At 54.0% G+C, this 17,594-nt stretch carries 18 protein-coding genes and 1 other RNA gene; 10 read left to right on the forward strand and 9 right to left on the reverse strand.

Features of this window, described 5'->3' with window-relative positions; genetic code table 11:
- Positions 1-103 precede the first annotated feature (103 nt).
- The 3 genes from L2731_RS17075 (at position 104) to L2731_RS17085 (ending at position 4,096) form a co-directional block, all read left to right on the forward strand.
- Positions 104-1,324 carry a threonine/serine exporter family protein gene (locus L2731_RS17075; protein WP_041511790.1) on the forward strand — a complete coding sequence of 407 codons (1,221 nt, stop codon included), beginning with the start codon at positions 104-106 and terminating at the stop codon, positions 1,322-1,324.
- 183 nt (positions 1,325-1,507) lie between these two features.
- A complete protein-coding gene (locus L2731_RS17080; protein ID WP_249254627.1) occupies positions 1,508-3,208 on the forward strand; it encodes a ShlB/FhaC/HecB family hemolysin secretion/activation protein in 1,701 nt (566 codons plus the stop codon).
- Between the two features lie 81 nt (positions 3,209-3,289).
- Positions 3,290-4,096, forward strand: coding sequence for a substrate-binding periplasmic protein (locus tag L2731_RS17085; RefSeq protein ID WP_249254628.1), 807 nt, complete (start codon positions 3,290-3,292; stop codon positions 4,094-4,096).
- A 93-nt stretch (positions 4,097-4,189) separates the two neighbouring features.
- Here L2731_RS17085 and rnpB read toward each other — a convergent pair.
- Positions 4,190-4,535, reverse strand: an RNA gene (rnpB, locus tag L2731_RS17090) — RNase P RNA component class A.
- Positions 4,536-4,594: 59 nt separating this feature from the next.
- A complete protein-coding gene (rsmI, locus tag L2731_RS17095; protein ID WP_249254657.1) occupies positions 4,595-5,437 on the reverse strand; it encodes a 16S rRNA (cytidine(1402)-2'-O)-methyltransferase in 843 nt (280 codons plus the stop codon).
- 88 nt (positions 5,438-5,525) lie between these two features.
- Here rsmI and L2731_RS17100 point away from each other — a divergent pair, with 88 nt between their 5' ends.
- The 4 genes from L2731_RS17100 to dolP all read left to right on the forward strand — a co-directional run bounded on the left by L2731_RS17100 (position 5,526) and on the right by dolP (position 8,969).
- Positions 5,526-7,400 (forward strand): penicillin-binding protein activator, encoded by a 1,875-nt coding sequence (locus L2731_RS17100; RefSeq protein WP_249254629.1) that lies wholly within the window; start codon positions 5,526-5,528, stop codon positions 7,398-7,400.
- Positions 7,397-7,741, forward strand: coding sequence for a YraN family protein (locus L2731_RS17105; protein ID WP_249254630.1), 345 nt, complete (start codon positions 7,397-7,399; stop codon positions 7,739-7,741). Before L2731_RS17100 ends, L2731_RS17105 begins: the two co-directional genes overlap by 4 nt.
- A gap of 68 nt (positions 7,742-7,809) precedes the next feature.
- Complete coding sequence (locus tag L2731_RS17110; protein ID WP_249254632.1) at positions 7,810-8,403, forward strand: phosphoheptose isomerase; 594 nt, start codon at positions 7,810-7,812, stop codon at positions 8,401-8,403.
- Positions 8,400-8,969: a division/outer membrane stress-associated lipid-binding lipoprotein gene (gene dolP / locus L2731_RS17115; RefSeq protein ID WP_249254633.1), complete on the forward strand. Its 570-nt coding sequence runs from the start codon at positions 8,400-8,402 to the stop codon at positions 8,967-8,969. The genes L2731_RS17110 and dolP overlap by 4 nt, the downstream gene beginning before the upstream one ends.
- A gap of 21 nt (positions 8,970-8,990) precedes the next feature.
- Here the strand turns inward: dolP and L2731_RS17120 are convergent, their stop codons facing one another.
- Positions 8,991-9,860: a DMT family transporter gene (locus L2731_RS17120; protein ID WP_249254634.1), complete on the reverse strand. Its 870-nt coding sequence runs from the start codon at positions 9,858-9,860 to the stop codon at positions 8,991-8,993.
- Positions 9,861-9,986: 126 nt separating this feature from the next.
- Here L2731_RS17120 and L2731_RS17125 point away from each other — a divergent pair, with 126 nt between their 5' ends.
- Positions 9,987-10,862, forward strand: a complete 876-nt coding sequence (locus L2731_RS17125) for a LysR substrate-binding domain-containing protein (protein ID WP_249254635.1) — start codon at positions 9,987-9,989, stop codon at positions 10,860-10,862.
- Positions 10,863-10,924: 62 nt separating this feature from the next.
- Here the strand turns inward: L2731_RS17125 and trpS are convergent, their stop codons facing one another.
- From trpS to rpe, 3 genes are read right to left on the reverse strand one after another with little or no spacing between them, the layout of a single operon-like run.
- The gene (trpS, locus tag L2731_RS17130; protein WP_160798697.1) at positions 10,925-11,923 is read right to left on the reverse strand and encodes a tryptophan--tRNA ligase; all 999 of its coding nucleotides are present in this window, start codon (positions 11,921-11,923) and stop codon (positions 10,925-10,927) included.
- 5 nt (positions 11,924-11,928) lie between these two features.
- Positions 11,929-12,624, reverse strand: coding sequence for a phosphoglycolate phosphatase (locus tag L2731_RS17135; protein WP_249254636.1), 696 nt, complete (start codon positions 12,622-12,624; stop codon positions 11,929-11,931).
- Positions 12,625-12,626: 2 nt separating this feature from the next.
- A complete protein-coding gene (rpe, locus tag L2731_RS17140) occupies positions 12,627-13,301 on the reverse strand; it encodes a ribulose-phosphate 3-epimerase (RefSeq protein ID WP_160798695.1) in 675 nt (224 codons plus the stop codon).
- A 211-nt stretch (positions 13,302-13,512) separates the two neighbouring features.
- Between rpe and L2731_RS17145 the strand changes: the two genes are divergently transcribed.
- Together L2731_RS17145 and L2731_RS17150 are read left to right on the forward strand one after the other, a co-directional pair.
- Positions 13,513-13,857: a hypothetical protein gene (locus L2731_RS17145; protein ID WP_249254637.1), complete on the forward strand. Its 345-nt coding sequence runs from the start codon at positions 13,513-13,515 to the stop codon at positions 13,855-13,857.
- An 8-nt stretch (positions 13,858-13,865) separates the two neighbouring features.
- The gene (locus tag L2731_RS17150) at positions 13,866-14,039 is read left to right on the forward strand and encodes a DUF2970 domain-containing protein (protein WP_249254638.1); all 174 of its coding nucleotides are present in this window, start codon (positions 13,866-13,868) and stop codon (positions 14,037-14,039) included.
- A gap of 74 nt (positions 14,040-14,113) precedes the next feature.
- Here L2731_RS17150 and L2731_RS17155 read toward each other — a convergent pair whose 3' ends face one another.
- Genes L2731_RS17155 through aroB form a run of 3 tightly spaced genes read right to left on the reverse strand, consistent with a single transcriptional unit; the run spans position 14,114 to position 17,586 of the window.
- On the reverse strand, positions 14,114-14,953 hold the full coding sequence (locus tag L2731_RS17155; RefSeq protein WP_249254639.1) for a Dam family site-specific DNA-(adenine-N6)-methyltransferase: 840 nt from the start codon (positions 14,951-14,953) through the stop codon (positions 14,114-14,116).
- Positions 14,954-15,005: 52 nt separating this feature from the next.
- A complete protein-coding gene (locus L2731_RS17160) occupies positions 15,006-16,493 on the reverse strand; it encodes an AAA family ATPase (protein WP_249254641.1) in 1,488 nt (495 codons plus the stop codon).
- Positions 16,494-16,509: 16 nt separating this feature from the next.
- The gene (gene aroB, locus L2731_RS17165) at positions 16,510-17,586 is read right to left on the reverse strand and encodes a 3-dehydroquinate synthase (RefSeq protein ID WP_249254642.1); all 1,077 of its coding nucleotides are present in this window, start codon (positions 17,584-17,586) and stop codon (positions 16,510-16,512) included.
- Positions 17,587-17,594 lie beyond the last annotated feature (8 nt).

The raw sequence follows: 17,594 nt of genomic DNA on the forward strand, positions 1-17,594 counted from the left end.
AATTTAAAAAAATTCCCAAGCCATTAACCTTTTTGGTACAAGATAGGTTAAGATGCGCTCGCTTGAGCATCACCCCCAGATTTCACCATCATGGACTGTACAATTGGATAACGCAGAGTTTCTTGAAAAACGCAGGTTTATCATAAAATTAGGTAAGGCCCTGCACAAGTTTGGTACCCCTGCCTACCGTCTAGAGGCCCATCTGCAATCGATCTCTAAAGTCTTAGGCATCGAAGGCTACTTTCTCATCTCACCGACCTCCATGACCTTCGTGTTGCAACACGACACAGATCAGGAATACAACCATATGGCTCGCGTTAAGCCTGGCGAGATGGATCTGGGCTCCCTGGCCCGTACCGACGAGTTGGTGGAAGAGGTACTGTCTGGCAAGCGCACCCTGACCGAGGCACTGGAACGCCTGGAGGAGATCGCCAACAAGCCCAATCCCTATGGTCCCCTGCTGACCCTACTGGCCTTCGGCTGCTCCGCCGGCGCCTTTGCCATGTTGATGGGTACCAGCTGGAACGACGTCTTCTGGTCGGCGATACTCGGCTTCATGGTCTATGGTCTGGTCTACCGCGCCGAGCACTCCAAGCGCATAGCCGAGACCCTGGAACCCCTGGCCGCCATCTTGTGCGCCATCGCCGCCTGCGGCATCGCCTACTTCGACCCCTATATCAATATCCCTGTGGTGATCCTCTCAGGCATCATCGTCTTTATCCCCGGGCTGGCGCTCACCCTGGGGCTGGCCGAGCTGTCGGCGCGAGATCTTATCTCGGGTACGGCGCGCATCATGGATGCCTCCATGTTGCTGTTTAAACTCTATTTCGGCGCCATTTTCGGCATGGTAATAGGCAACGCCATGTTTGGCGAAGCCATCTATTTCGAGCCAGAGCCGCTGCCGCGTTGGGCCATCTGGTCGGCCGTGCCTCTGCTGTCCACCGCGCTGGTAATTATCTTCAAGGCCAGGCTGAAAGACTCTCCCTGGGGCATTTTTGCCGGTATCGTCGCCTTCTTCTCGGCCATGCTGGCCGGCATCTACCTGGGCGAATCTATCGGTATCTTCTTCGGCGCCCTGGCGGTGGGGATCTACTCCAACCTCTATGCCCGCTGGATGAAATCGCCCGCCTCCATCGCATTGCTACAAGGGATAGTGATCCTGGTTCCCGGCAGTAAGACCTATATCGGTCTAAACACCCTGATCCTCGGCGAGACCATGCTCAACCAGTCGCATATTGGCACGCAGATCTTCCTGATCTTCATGTCACTCATCGCCGGTCTCATCTTTGCCAACGTCGCCGTGCCGCCCCGTCGCACCCTCTAATTGACCAATCAAGTCCTGATGCGGCTTCTGGGCCTGCATCAGGATTTGCGCAAGTAAAATCATCATCTTATTTTATCTTCGCCGCTTGACTATTTGGTGTTGCGGGTGTGTTATTAAATTGTGTCTACTTTTTAATCCCCAGAGTTCTCCTTAACGATAAAAGCAAAGATAAGGATGATCGCTATGCTGACTGGTGCGCGCTACTCTCTGCTGCTTAGCTGCCTATTGGCGAGCGGCCTCTGCGTGGCCGACCCACAGCAAACAACAGAGTTACAGCAAGCGGCAAACACACAGCAGAGCACAGATGACGGAACTCGCCTCGACAAAGAGGCAAGGCACAACGATAAGAAGCCGATCAACAAGATAGTGGTGGTGAGCAACGCCATCTTCGACGAGTCGGATCCCGACGCCTTCTTTATCCATCGCTGGGCCAATTATCTACATATCAACACGCGGGAATCGACCGTGCTCAGCAAGCTCAGTTTCGACGAGCAGGATAAAGTATCGCAGAAAGATCTCGACGAGGCCCAACGCATCCTGCGCCAGGAACCCTATATTCGCGACGCCCGAATCAGTGTTACCCAGCGCGATCCCGATGCCAGTCCAGAAGAGACTGAGGAGGGCGACACCATACTGGTGGAGACCTGGGACAACTGGTCATTGCTGCCCACCTTTAGCGCCGGCCACAGCGGCGGCGAGAATACCTTCTCTATCGGCATCAAAGAAGATAACCTGCTGGGGCTTGGAGTGCGCACCCGTCTGAAATATAAGTCCAGTGTCGATCGTACCGGCTATCAGCTGGCCTTTCGTGTCCCCACCGACTGGTGGGTGAAACACTCGACCCTCACGGCAAACTTTTACGATAACAGCGACGGCCAGGCCACTTACCTGGACTTTACCAAGCCTTTCTACAGGCTCGATACCCAAAACATGTATTCGGGCACCTTTATCGATGACTTACGCACCGACACCATCAAGCAAAACGGCTTCGACGTGAATGAGTTTGAACACAAGGTGGAATACGCTAATGCCCAGTATGGCTGGCGCCTGAATAAGGTCGAAGACTGGCGCTCGCGCATCATAGTCGGGGTAACCCAGGACAAACACAGCTTCACCAATATTCCGCAATTTCCCACCAGCGAGCTGCCGAAGGACAGGGACTACCTCTATCCCTGGGTCGCCTATCAATTTATCGAAGACGACTACAAGGTGCTCAATAACGTCTATCTGATCAACTATAACGAAGATATCAACCTGGGCTGGCAACACTATATCAAACTCGGCCTGGAAACCCAGGACACGACCGGCAGCGATCCCTTGGGCTACCACCTCAACTGGTATTCGTCCCGTGGCTATCAGGGCGATGACCAGCTGATCCTGCTGAGCCTGGACGGTGAGGGGGTATTTGCCACCAGCCAGCCAGACTACTTTAAGGTCAACGCCACCGCCGAGTATTTCTACCAGATCAATCCCAAGTGGACTGCCTACTACAAGGTGCGCCTAAGCACCTCGCAAAATAACTATTTAGATGCCCCCTTCGCCCTAGGCGACAGCACGGGCGTGCGCGGCTATCCCAACGACTATCAGCATGGTGACAATCAATGGCTGATAAGCGCCGAGATCAGAAACTATCCCAACATCAACCTGTATCAACTGGCCGAACTAGGCTGGGCTGTCTTTACCGACATCGGCCAGGCCAGCGGCGGTCCGGATCAAGACAATGAGACTTCGGGCCCCATCGGCAGCATAGGCATAGGCGCCCGTATCTACTCCTCTCGCTCCAGCTATGGCCACGTGGCCCACATCGACCTGACCCTGCCCTTTACCAGCGGCGAAGAGGTCAACAGTTGGGAGTGGCGCTTCCAGGTCAGGAGCCGGTTTTAACGACAACACTAATTTATACGCAGTCAAAACATGAGGCGCCTATACTTATCTCTACCTTGCCGATGAGAGGGTCGGGTGCCAATGAAAAGCCGCTGCATACAATTACTGCTTCTAGTTCAACTACTATTTTGTCCTGTCACCAAGGCGAATGCTGAACCACTTCAAGTCCTGTTTCACGAGTTTGCGCCACACAGCTACCTCAGCCAATCGGGAAAAGCACAGGGAATTTTGGTCGAACTGGTCGAGCAGGTCTGCAAGGAGTGGGCGGGACCCTGTGAGGTATCAATTCGTCCCAATCGACGCGCCCAGTTCTTATTCGACACAGGTGAGGTGCCGGCACGCTTCTTAGCCTGGAATCCTGATCGCGCTAAGACCATGTGGTTCTCTGTACCACTGGTACAAACAGAGTACGGTTTCTTCTCCCTCAAGTCCTATCCTATTACCGAACTTAGCCAACTCGCCAAGAGTACTGTGGGTGTCTACGGACCATCAAATACCGCCCGCTCTCTTAACCTACAAAAGCAAAAGCTGCTCGATGCTAAGCTGATCCCTTTCGATACAGAGGTGTATGTCAGGGGTAATGAACTCCCCCTTAAGATGCTGCAAAAAAAGCGCTTTCACGCATACTATGCTAACCGGGAGGGAGGATATTTCTATGCCGCCAAAATAGGCCTGAAAGATCTCAACTTCTTCAGCGCTGACCGCCAAATCTACTACAGCATCGCCTTCAACAAAGAATACGTCACTCACCAAACCGTTAGGCAATTCAATCAGCTTTTCGCCGCAATGCTCCTGCAAGGAAAGCTAGACACCATCTATACCAAATGGCATGCCAAACCAGCCTACCTAGATCCCGCCATGTATCAGGAGATGAATATTCCGTACTAAATCAACAGCCCGCGAATTCTAAAGATGGGACTCAGCCCTAATGGCTCATAAAAGCAAAAGGCCTCACATCGCTGTGAGGCCTTTCAAATAAAGAGGTTGAGTTGGCCGATAAGCCGGGTCCTGTCGTGGACAGTTATTCATCTAGGCCTGCAATCGCTCACAGGCTCAAGCGACCTACCCGGTCCCAACGCGAGCAGCGCCATACGGGACCCTATTTGGTCTTGCTTCGGGTAGAGTTTACCTTGCAACGGACTGTTACCAGCCGCCCGGTGCGCTCTTACCGCACCCTTTCACCCTTACCAATCCGAAGATTGGCGGTCTCCTCTCTGCTGCACTTGTCGTCGGTTCACACCGCCCAGGCGTTACCTGGTACCCTGCTCTTTGAAGCCCGGACTTTCCTCCCCGTTCTTGCGAACGCAGCAACTGTCTGGCCAACTCGGCGCGGATTATAGCCTAATGCGCCGCGGCGCACCACCTTATATTGGCCTAAGCAAACGACTAGAGATCCAGTTCGAGACCCAGCTTATAGAGGGCGTTCTTCTTCAACCCATGGATCTGGGCTGCCAGCGCCGCGGCCTTCTTCAGCGGCAACTCCTGACTCAGCAGCTTAAGTGTCTCCAGCGCCGGAGCTGGCACACCAGCATCTTCGTCGGTGCGGTGCCCATGACACATGAGCACTATCTCGCCTTTCTGCTGATTGGGATCCTCACTCACTGTCGCCAGCACCTCGGCTGCAGTGCCAGTGAGGAAGGTCTCGAAAGTCTTGGTGACTTCACGGGCCATCACCACCTGACGATCGGCTCCCAATGCTGTCACGATAGAGGTGAGGCTATGAAGGATACGATGGGGTGACTCGTAGAAAATCAAGGTGCGAGGGTCCTCTTTTAGCTCGGTCAGCTTATCGATACGTCCCTTCTCCTTGGCGGGCAGGAAACCCTCGAATGAGAAGCGATCCGACGGTAAGCCCGAGGCGCTCAGCGCGGTGATCGCGGCGCAGGGGCCAGGCAAAGGCACCACATTGAAACCAGCTTCACGTACCTGAGACACCAGATGATAGCCGGGATCTGAGATAAGCGGCGTTCCGGCATCGGAGATCAGGGCCACGGACTCGCCTGCGGCCAGCTTCTGGATGATTCCCTGGGCACGGTCACGTTCGTTGTGATCATGCAGCGCCGTCTTGCGGGTCTCGATACCGAAATGGCTCAGCAACTTACCGCTATGGCGTGTGTCCTCACAGGCGATAAGGGAGACCTGATTCAATACCTCCAGGGCGCGGCTGCTGATGTCGCCAAGGTTACCGATTGGCGTAGGAACTATGTAAAGTGCGACCGACAGGTCCATATCTACCTCTGTAATGATTGTCACAAGACTTTCGTCAGGCGTAAGAGAAGGTTAAACTACAGCCAGCATCTTACCAGAGTGAAGTCCTGTGTTAAAAAGACTGAATACAACTAAATTAATCTCCGCCGCTGTGTTGGCCACAGTGTTATTCGGTTGTGCCACGGCGCCAACCCCAGTGAAAGAAACCAGCAGCCAAGTTTCTTTGGTGAATGCCACCCAAAGCCCTGCACAGTATCTGGCAGATGCCAAGCAGGCCAAAGATGCCGAACACAAGAACCGTCTCATGCTGCTGGCGGCTCACGCCTTTATCAACCAAGGCGATACGGGCAATGCCGGTAAGACGCTGGCCGCCGTTAAACCTAGCCTGGTCAACAAGCCTGAGATCCTGGCCGAGCACAGATACCTGAGCGCCAGAGTACTGGAGCAGACCGACAACTATGCTCAGGCCTTGGCCCAACTCAATTATCCCAGCCAGTGGCGACTCGCCAACTGGCAGATGGTTTCCTACCATCAACTCAAGGCGCGTCTGTTTCAGCTGAGCAAATCGCCAATCGAGCAAGCAAAAGAACTCACCCTGCTGGCCAATTACCTGCCGAGCATGGAGGCGAGTGAAGTTAACGACGAGATCTGGGGCATATTGCAGCCCCTGCACGAACAGACACTACTCTCCTTTAGCCAGGATAGCAGTAACCCTACCTTTGCCGGTTGGCTGCAGCTGGCCTATATCGCCAAGCATTATGCCATAGACCCGCAACTATTGGTGCAGCAACTGGGCAACTGGCAACAGGACAATCTAGGCCATCCTGGGGCCAAGAAGCTGCCGACGGATCTGGAGCGGGCGCTTAATACTAAGCCTTACAAGCCGAAAAATATTGCCGTACTACTGCCGCTCACCGGCCCCAGAGCCGCCATTGCCGATACGGTCAAGCAGGGGATCATCTCCAGCTATCTGACCAATCCAGACGACTCGGTTTCGGTCAACTTCTTCGACACGGCCCAAGGCGCCGAGGTTGCCCAGCAGCAAGCGATTGCCGCCGGCGCCGACTTCATCATAGGCCCGCTGCTGCAATCCGAAGTCGAGACTCTGATGCAGGCGGAGGCGAAAGCCAGCCAGCAAGCCGATGGCCAGACGCAGCCGCTCGCTCAAACAGCTATACAGCCTAAGATGCCTCAGCTGTTTCTCAACCATGTGGACAGCCTCACCCCGTCTAATGATCGCTTCTTCTTCGCGCTCTCGCCCACGGACGAGGCATTAGATGCCGCGCAGAAACTCTATAATGACGGCATAGAGAAGCCGCTGCTACTGGCCAGCGACGACGCCGTGGGCCGCCGCATGGCAGAGGCCTTTAACGCTAAGTGGCAGGAGCTGACCCATGAGGCGGCCGAGATCCACTACTACAAGCGCGGCGACGAAATGAAAGTCACGGTACAGAAGTCTCTCGGAGTGATCGACAGTAAGGAGCGTATCGCCCGCATCAAGACACTGCTGGGTAGTAAGATCGAGGCCGACTTCCGCTCTCGCCGCGATATCGACGCCATCTATATGATCGCCAGCAACCAAGATCTGCCGCTGCTCAAGCCCTTCATCGACGTCAACTTCAGCGTGTTTGCCGAGCCTGTGCCGCTATACACCACCAGCCGCAGCCGTATCGAGAGCCAGTCTCGCGCCGCCGCCCAGGAGCTGAATAACCTAACCATCAGCGACATTCCCTGGTTGCTCGAGTCTAACGCCGAGACCAATGAGGTTGCCCGCCTGTGGCCGACCTGGGGCAACAGCCAGAAGCGCCTCTATGTAATGGGTTTCGACGCCCTACAGCTGGTGAGCAAGCTGGCACAGATGCGCGCCCTACCCGGCTACCAATACTCGGGTCGCAGCGGTCTGCTTTCGGTATCACCCGATGGTACGATTAACCGTCAGCTCAGCTGGGGACGTTACCAGCGAGGCAACTTGAGACCCCTATGACGAGTGCCGAGCACCTCACCAAGGGCCAGCAGGCGGAAGACCTCGCGCTGGCTTACCTGGAACAACAGGGGCTCACGCTGGTCGAACGAAACGTACGCTACCCATTTGGTGAAATTGACCTCATAATGCGCCAAGGTCACAAATGGATTTTTATTGAGGTAAAATACCGCCAATCGAGACAATTTGGCGGTGCGATACAGGCCGTTAGCCGAGGCAAGATAGCAAGACTTAATCGAGCGGCAAGCCATTATATGCAGCTCAATCAGATAGATGCGCAGTGTCGCTTCGATCTTCTGGCCATAGATGGCGATGACATTCAGTGGGTCACCAACGCCTTTTAGTGCTCCACTAAGCCACGACTAGGCAAATGAAGGCTTGTTAAACAGTTTTATTTTTAAAGGATCATTCCATGTTAGAACGTATTAAAGACAGTTTTACCCACTCAATCCAGACCAAGATCGATGCGGCCGAAGCCCTGCCCGAGTCTATCGAGAAGGCGGCCGAGATGATGGTGCAGTGTCTGCTGGGCGGCAACAAGATCTTAGCCTGTGGTAACGGTGGCAGCGCCGGCGATGCCCAGCATTTCTCCGCCGAGCTGCTGAACCGCTACGAAATCGAGCGCCCGCCACTACCGGCCATCGCCCTGACAACCGACACCTCGACCATCACCGCAATTGGTAACGACTACAACTATGACGAGATCTTCTCTAAGCAGATCTTGGCATTGGGTCAACCTGGCGACATCTTGCTGGCCATCTCTACCAGTGGCAACTCTGGCAACGTGATCAAGGCGATGGAAGCGGCGCTGAGCCGTGACATGACCATAGTCGCCCTCACGGGTAAAGATGGCGGCGCCATGGCGGGCCTGATGGGCGTGAACGACGTGGAAGTACGCGTGCCTTCAAATGTCACCGCGCGTATTCAGGAAGTGCACCTGTTAGTGATCCACTGCCTGTGCGACAACATAGACCGCACCCTCTTCCCGCAGGATGACCAGGCATGAGAGCTCTGCTCCCCATCCTAACCGTACTCCTGTTGTTACAAGGCTGCGCTGGGGCCGTGATGGTCGGCGCAGTGGGTGGGGCCATGATGGCCAACGATGAACGCAGCTTCTCAACCCAGCTGGACGACACCAACGCCGATTTTCAGATCGCCAGTGCCCTGGCGGCACACGAAGATATTAAGAACCAAACCAATATCACAGGTGTGGCGATGAACGGCAACGTGCTCATGATAGGCCAGGCACCCAGCTCAATGCTGCGTGACAAGGCGATCAACACAGTGCAAAAGCTTAACCTGGGCGGCAAGATCCATAATCAGATCCGCATAGGTAACCCGACCTCCTTCACCACCCGCAGCAACGACACCTGGATCACCACCAAGGTGAAGACGCGTATGCTCAACGACAAAGATCTGGATGTCACCCGCATCAAGGTGATCACCGAAAATGGCGAGGTCTTCCTCCTGGGTGTCGTGAGTCGCGATCAGGCCGATCTGGCGGTGGATATCGCCCGTAACACGGCCGGTGTACGCAAGGTCATCAAGGTCTTCGATACGCCAAACAGCTAGCACGCCGGGCGCTTGCTGCGCCTAGGCGAGCCTGGCTTTCCTCACCTTACGCCATCTTTGCGTCAGCACAGGCAACAGTATGGTCGGCAACACGATCAGCACGGCGCCCAGCCAGCCTAAGGGATCCAGCCACTCATCGAACCAGAGCCAGCCAAACAGCACACAGAACAACAGACCGCTGTATTCGGCAACGGCGATCTCACCCGCCTGGGCCTTACGATAGGCCAGCACGCTAAACAGCTGATAGGCGAGCAGGAAAATGTTGCTCAGCACTGCGATACCCAGTACGGGCCAACTAAAGCCCGCGAATCCCTGCCAGGCGGAAAAGCCTATCACTAAAGGCAGGCTCAAGAGGTTGTAGCAGATCACCGTAACGCTGGCCGCCTCGCTGCTGGGCAGCCATCTCAGCATCAGCTGATTAGCCGCAAAGACGATGGCCGACACCAATACTGCCAGCGCCGCCAGGTTCATCTCGCTCGGCCTGAGTATGATAAGAATACCGATGAAACCTAGCACTGTCGCCAGGATCTGCTGGCCACTGAGTCGCTCCTTGAGGAACAGCATGCCCATGACAATGATCATCAAGGGCGCTGAATAGAACAGCGAGCTGACGGTCGCCAGAGGTAGGGAGATCAAGCCGAGGATCAGCAAGAGTCCACCGACCGCGCCGCTGTTGGCCCGAATCATGTGCAACTTCAAGAAGGCGGTTCTCGGCCGACCGGCATACAACCAGAGCGGCAGCATCATCACAATCGCCGTCACCTGGCGCAGCAGCAGAAACATCGCCGCGTCGCTCTCTGCCGGCAACCACTTGATCGACACATCGTAGAGGGCGGTAAACACATTGCCCAGCAGCAGTAATCCAAGGCCCAACATCAGATTGCGTTGCATCTCAGGCTCCAATATCAAGAATCATCTGGCGGCATGATAGCGAGCAAAATACTGTAGCTGAAATGATGATTTCTTATCATAGATGAATTAAATTCATTTATTGATTGCCGAGACACGAGACAGACGATGAGAAAGATCCCCCCGCTGAGAGCCTTGCAGGTCTTCGAGGCTGCCGCCCGTTTGCAGCACTTCTCCCGTGCCGCTCAGGAGCTGTGCATTACCCAGAGTGCGGTGTCTCACCAGGTTCGCCTGCTGGAGGAACACTTCGCCCTGCCTCTGTTCAGGCGCGAGGGACGCAGCCTGAGGCTCACCGACAAGGGGGAACAGCTGTACCAGGAAACGGCGAGGATCTTCAACGAACTGGGCGAGTTGAACCAAAGATTGCTGGGCGAGAAACCCGAGGCGCTGCGTCTAGCGGTCTACAGCTCTTTTGCGGTGAAATGGTTAATCCCCAGACTCAGCGGATTTCGCCGCTTACACCCAGATATTCAGGTACGTCTGGATATGATCACCGAAGACCCTGTGCTGTCCCACAGCAGCGCCGACATGTTCATCACGGGTCAACAGAACCAGAAAGGCTACTGGCAGCAGCTGCTGCACACCGAACGTTTGATCCCCGTCTGCAGCCCTGAGCTCATCAATAGCGGTGACAAGCTGGATCTCGACTGGCTCAAGTCCCAGCAGCTGCTTACTGTCGACGAGGGCCCCCTGGGACTGGATTGGCAGCGCTGGTTTGAACATCATAAAGTGTCTCAACCCCAGGAGGAACAGCAGCAACTCTTCAGCCATGTACTGATGGCGATCGAGGCCGCCATCGCAGGCCAGGGTGTGGCATTAGCGTCAGACTTCATGGTGCTGGATGATATCGCCAAAGCGCGTCTGGTGGCCCTGCCCTTTGCGGGTATCGACACAGGATTTGAATTTAACTTCCTGTGCAAGCAGCGTCGCCTGCAGGAACCCGCCATCGCCGCCTTCGTTCACTGGCTGACCCAGCAGCACTAGCGGCTTTCCTTAACGTCACCCATAAAAAAAGCCGGCTGCTGCCGGCTTTTTCACACATTCGATTAGAGCAGAAGACCTATCTTGTCATAGACCTTCTTCAGGGTCACTTCGGCGCGGGCCTGGGCCTTCTCGGCACCTTCATGCATCACCTGATTGAGGAAGCTCTGATCGGCTCTGTACTCCTTGAAACGCTCCTGCAGCGGCTCTAGCATACCAACCACGGCCTCACCGGCGGCGACTTTAAGATGACCGTACATCTTACCTTCGAACTCGGCTTCCAGGCTGGCGATACTCTGACCTGTCACACCCGACATAAGGCTCAAGAGGTTAGAGACACCCGGCTTGTTCTCGACGTCGAAGCGCACCACTGGCGGCTCGTCGCTGTCAGTCATCGCCTTCTTCAGCTTCTTCATGACAGCCTTAGGGTCTTCCAGTAGACCGATCACATTGTTACGGTTGTCGTCAGACTTAGACATCTTCTTCAGCGGATCCTGCAGCGACATCACCTTGGCCCCATGCTCTGGGATAAAAGGCTCGGGAATGGTAAAGGTCTCGCCGTAGGCGTTGTTGAAGCGTGTCGCGATATCACGAGTCAGTTCAAGATGTTGTTTCTGATCTTGACCCACAGGGATCTCGTTTGCCTGATACAGCAGTATGTCTGCCGCCATCAATACCGGATAGCCGAACAGGCCGACGTTGATATTGTTAGCATGCTTCTGTGACTTGTCCTTAAACTGGGTCATGCGGCTTAGCTCACCCATCTGAGTGTAGCAGTTCAGCGCCCAGCCCAGCTGAGTGTGCTGAGGCACCTGAGACTGGATGAAGACTGTGCTCTTCTTAGGATCCACACCACAAGCCAGATAAAGGGCCAGGGTATCTAAGCAGGCGTCACGCAGCTTCTGCGGATCCTGGCGTACGGTAATGGCATGCAGATCGACCACACAATATAGGCAATCATGACTATCTTGCATCGCAACCCACTGACGAAGTGCACCCATGTAGTTACCAATGGTCAATTCACCTGACGGTTGGGCACCGCTAAGCACAATAGGTTTAGTCATAAAATTTATTGCTCCAATACTATTTGGCTGTCTGTTATCTGCGCCAATACTTCGCTAAATGTGTTACAAACGGCCGTTGGGCCGCTGAGCCCAATATCTTCACCGTAGTTGTACCCGTAGGTCAAGCCGATCGAGGAAATACCGGCCGCTTTCGCCGCTAAAATATCGTTTCGAGAGTCGCCCACCATCAAAAGCTGCTCATCATCGAGCTGCCATGTCTGTTTGAGGTGAGTCAGCGGCAGGGGGTCCGGCTTCATCTTCTCCAGCGAGTCACCACCCAGCACCTGATTAAACAGGTGAGCGATACCGAACGCCTCCAGCAGAGGCACAGTGAAGCGATAGGGCTTGTTGGTCACAATCGCCAGCTGATATCCCAGCTTAACCAACTGCTCAAGCGCAGACTTAACGCCATCGTAGAGGCGGCTATGCTGTTGCAGATTAACCTCATAGTGCCTGCTAAACAGAGGCATGGCCGCATCGATATCGGCCTGTGTGGCTTGCTCACCGCGGGCGAAGGTCAGCGCACGCTCGACCAACTTGGCCGCGCCGTTACCTACCCAGCTGCGTACCTGATTCTCATCACACAGGGGCAAGGTAAGCTCTGCGAGCATGCCTTGGGTGGCAGCCGCCAAATCCGGCACACTGTCGATCAGCGTGCCATCGAGATCGAAGGCGATAGCCTTAATAGATTGGGCTTTCATACTCAGGCATCGACCTTAGCCAGCTCGCCGCGCATCTCGTCGATCACCGCCTTGTAGTCTGGCTTGTTGAAAATGGCCGAGCCAGCCACGAACATGTCGGCACCCGCCGCCGCGATTTCGGCGATGTTGTCGACCTTAACGCCGCCATCGACTTCTAAACGTATGTCGAAACCGCTGGCATCGATACGCTCACGCACCTGGCGCAGCTTATCCAGTGTCGACGGGATAAAGGACTGGCCACCAAAACCTGGGTTAACCGACATCAGCAGAATCACGTCCAGCTTATCCATCACATGATCCAGATAGTGCAGCGGAGTCGCCGGGTTGAATACCAGGCCAGCCTTACAACCAGATTCTTTAATCAGCTGCAGGGTGCGGTCGATATGCTCAGAGGCCTCTGGATGGAAGGTGATGATAGAGGCGCCGGCGTCGACGAAATCGGGAATGATGCGATCCACAGGCTTCACCATGAGGTGCACGTCGATATCGGCGGTCACACCGTAATCACGCAGCGCCTTACACACCATAGGGCCTATGGTCAGGTTTGGCACATAATGGTTATCCATCACGTCGAAGTGAACCACATCGGCACCGGCCTTCAGCACGGCCTCGACATCTTCCCCGAGACGGGCAAAGTCGGCAGATAAGATAGAGGGAGCAATTAGAAATGGACGCATGATAAACTCACTAATCTGAATAAGAATTACGCTATTCTACCTTATAGCCCAGTCCAGCCTCTATAGGCGATAAACGATTAAACGTGTTCTGGTTCAGAATTGAGTAAATTTCACCTGTGGCAAATAGCCTCACCGAAAAATTATGTTCAAAATATAAACGCCTTTGCTATAATGCGCTGATTAGGGGTTTCCATATTCACAGGATGTAGAGATGAGAGATAAGGCCAAAGTTTCAGCCAAGATGAAATCGGCAACGGTATTTACCGTCACAGCCGCCGTTGTTGGTTTTACTGCCATTGGCGTTCAGAGTCTCAGTGAAAATGAAACCAACCTGGCCTGCGTGTGCGATAGCAACACCAGCTACAACTCCTCTCTCCCAGCCAGTCATCCCAATAACCGCTGTGCCGAACAGGCAGATAATGTCAGCTGGAGCAATTGGCTGACGGGCCGAAGCCGTTCTAATCAACTGCACTTTGTCGATCTGCTCGAACTGCTCCATGGTCATCAAGACACGCCCATGGATGATGTCACCCCCACCAGCAAACAGCGCCTCTAGGCAACCTCTTGCTGCAACTCTTTTTGAGCACCCTAGCCGCCTTCTTTGGCGTGCAGACAGAGCAAAACCGCATACGTGACTTTCAGTCTAGCTCGCCGCTGCCCTTTATAGTGATGGGGATTCTATTGGCCATCGCCCTGGTCGTTTCACTCATCTTTATCGTGAAACTCGTGCTGGCCTAGCACTCAGTTAACCGTCTTAACTAAACCTTAGCTAATGCCTTAATTAATACCTTAACTAATGCCTTAGCTTGGGCTTAATCGTTTTCGCTATGATAGCTGTCATCATACAGGGCCATCAGCTCATCGACCTTCTTACGACTACTGCCATTTTGGCTGATATTGCGCTGCACCTGAATGGTGTCGAATCTAGCGCCATGGTACAGCTCCCGCGTCAGGGGAATATCATGGTTGCTGATGAGCACGGGGATGCCTCTGTCGATCGCCGTATGACGAGACTTACGCGCCAGCAACGCCTGATCGTCCAGGCTAAAGCCAGAGCCCACATAGGTGGTAAAGCTTGCGGTGGTGGAGAGTGGTGCATAAGGCGGGTCGCAATAGACCACATCGCCTGGCTGAGTCAGCTCGAAGGCCTCTTCGTAACCTATACACTTAAACTCGGCCACCTGCGCCTTTTCGGCGAAGGCCTTGATCTCCTCTTCAGGGAAATAGGGCTTCTTGTATGAACCGAAAGGCACGTTGAAGCCGCCCTTGGAGTTGTAGCGGCACAGACCGTTAAACCCATGGCGGTTCATATAGAGAAAATAGACTGAGCGAAGGAAGGGATCCCGGGTCTGATTGAATTCACTGCGCACCTGATAGTAGGCTTCTTTATCATTCTTGGCTTCGACAAACATCGCCTTCGCCTCGGTGATATATTTTTCCGGTGTGGATTGCACTATCTGATAAAGATTGATCAGATCCTGATTGATATCGCACAAGAGATAGCGCTTGTAATGGGTATTTAGAAATACCGAGCCTGCGCCGACAAAGGGCTCCACCAATCTGTCGCCTTCGGGCAGGTGCTGGGTGAGCGCATCAACCAGTTTAAATTTACCGCCGGCCCATTTTAAGAAGGCTCTCTGTTTTTTAATCATCTAAATCGATTGAGTGCACAATGAAAACAAGTTGTCGATTGTACTCTGTTTATTAATGAATTTCACGACTCACAGCCCCTTGTTGCAGCTCATAACCGGATAAATCTACCCAGGCTCTCAACCATGGTGACGGTAACTGAGCCGTCTGGGCTAAATCGAGCGCTGCCTGCTTACCCGCCTGCCTGTCTGTGTATTGGCCATAGAGGAGCACCCAGTAGCTTTTATAGCGAGCTATCTGCACCTGATTAGCATCGGGCAACTTGGCGATCGTCGCATCGAGCGACTCCAGACGTTTCACCGTCGCCAGCTGTAGCGTATAGCCAGTCGGATGTGGCATGGACGCAGTCGATGCACCCAGATTGCGAGATTCATTCGGCTCGCTCACAGGCTCAACGGCAAAGGTTTCCACTTGCTTATCAAGCGCCTTGGCATCGCTTGGTGCCTGACTCGAATGCACCAGCTGCGTTTGTGCTTGAGTATCTTGCTGTGATGAAAGCGCTTGTTCGGCTTGGTGCTCATCCTGATGGGCTAGCACTTCATCTTGTGAAGACGCTCCTTCTATCTCACTTCCTAGCTCATCTTCAGGCTGAGTCCTTGACTGAGTAGCCAACTCGGTTGAATCGACGGCGACATCTGCAGACTCTTGAGCTCTCTCACTCAAGCGTCCACGTTCAGCAAAATAGCCACTCAGCAGAATCTGCCCATAGCCTTGATTAAAGGCATCCGCGCGCACCGCCGCAACTGTCTGCACCTTAGACTTGGTCATGATCTCTTCAGGTTCAGCCCATAACAAATAGAGACTGGCGAGCAGAAAGGCTATGCAGGCACCTATGGCCAAATAGACAGGCCAAGGATTTTTCTTGGGGGCTGCAGGTTCACCGTGCAGTGCCAGGTAGAGCAGGTTCAAGACTTCGGCCGGTGCCCCCTGCTGACGATGCAGCTGATCTCTGACGATATCCCGCGGCGTAAAAGGCGTCTCTTCGCTGCGATGCAACAGGGTATAATAGAGACCCTCGCGCTCTGGCAAGGTTAAAGGCGATATGGCGACAGGCAGCAAGAGCGGACGCTGTGTCTCTGGTAGCTGGGTCAAGATCTGATTTAAGTAATCCGCCGGGGCCGTTAGTGTCAGCGAAAGCTTTTTGCCCGCAATGTTTAGCTGGCTCAAGACGATACATTCCGCCCACAGCTCTAGAGGCAGATATTGGGCATCATCGAGCACGATATGACTGTGTGAGGGCAAGGCATCGCCGAGGCGCAACAGGGTTTCAGGCAGCGGCAATTCGTCGTCAAAAACCGGTTCGGTTAGGAGTTGGACTAAGATCTTACGGCGGATCTCGGCGCTATCGACATGCTGTGGACAAACGACCAGGGCCGAGCTGACATCATCTAAGGTGTCTACCAGCGCCGTAGTGAGTGTGGTCTTTCCAGCGCCGGTTTCCCCCGTCAACACAGTCAACTGCTGGCCATACAAGACCACGTGCTGCAATCTATGTAGCAGAGACTCCTGACTGGGTAAGAGAATAGCTGTTTGAATTGTCACTTAATCACCACACAAACTAGGCGCGGCTAATGACCTCTTGCAGAAGGGACTCGGAAACCTCGCCATACACCTCTGCCTGGCCTATGGCCTTTGGCAGAACCAGTCTGAGTTTTCCATTCAGCACTTTCTTATCACGCCGCATATGCTTGATGAACTGTTCGAAGTCCATCGCCTCTGGGGCCTGTGTTGGTAGGTCAAATGCCTCGAATATCGCTGCGATTCGACAAACAATTGACTCATCCACCAGCCCCATCTTAGATGCAGTTTGCGCAGCAAGTACTGTGCCAGCCGCCACGGCTTCACCGTGGAGCCAGACACCATAACCCATCTCCGCCTCGATGGCATGACCAAAGGTGTGTCCAAGGTTCAACAGGGCACGCACCCCTTGTTCGGTCTCATCTTGCGCCACGACGTCGGCCTTAATCTGGCAACATTTGGCGATAGCATAGGTGAGCGCCGCCTCATCCAACGATTTGAGCGCTGCAACATTCTGCTCTAACCAACTGAAAAATGAGCCATCCCAGATAATGCCATACTTGATCACCTCGGCCATGCCGGCGGCAAATTCGCGAGCCGGTAAGGTGTGCAGACACGCAGTGTCTATGGCAACCATCTTAGGTTGATAGAAGGCGCCTATCATGTTCTTGCCCATGGGATGGTTGACCGCCGTCTTGCCCCCCACGGAAGAATCGACCTGTGACAACAGGGTCGTTGGGATCTGAATAAAATCGACACCGCGTTGATAACAAGCGGCGGCAAAGCCCGTCATGTCGCCTATGACACCACCACCCAAGGCAATTAATACGGAATCACGCCCCATATTCTGCGCGAGCAGCGAGGTAAAAATCGCATCCATCTGCGACAGTGTCTTGTATTGTTCGCCATCGGGTAAGATGACAGGATCGGCACATTGGTAGGAAGCCAATAGCGCCTGTACCTTAGCCAGATACAGAGGCGCTATTGTGTCATTAGTTACGATTAGAATTTTTTTGCCTTGAAGATAGCTTGAAAAGTAATCGCTATTTTCGAGGAGATTCTGGCCAATAAAGATAGGGTAACTGCGTACACCAAGTTCAACCTGAATCTGTTCCATTCTACCGC

This window comes from Shewanella aquimarina (genome assembly GCF_023349185.1).
GTDB lineage: Bacteria > Pseudomonadota > Gammaproteobacteria > Enterobacterales > Shewanellaceae > Shewanella > Shewanella aquimarina.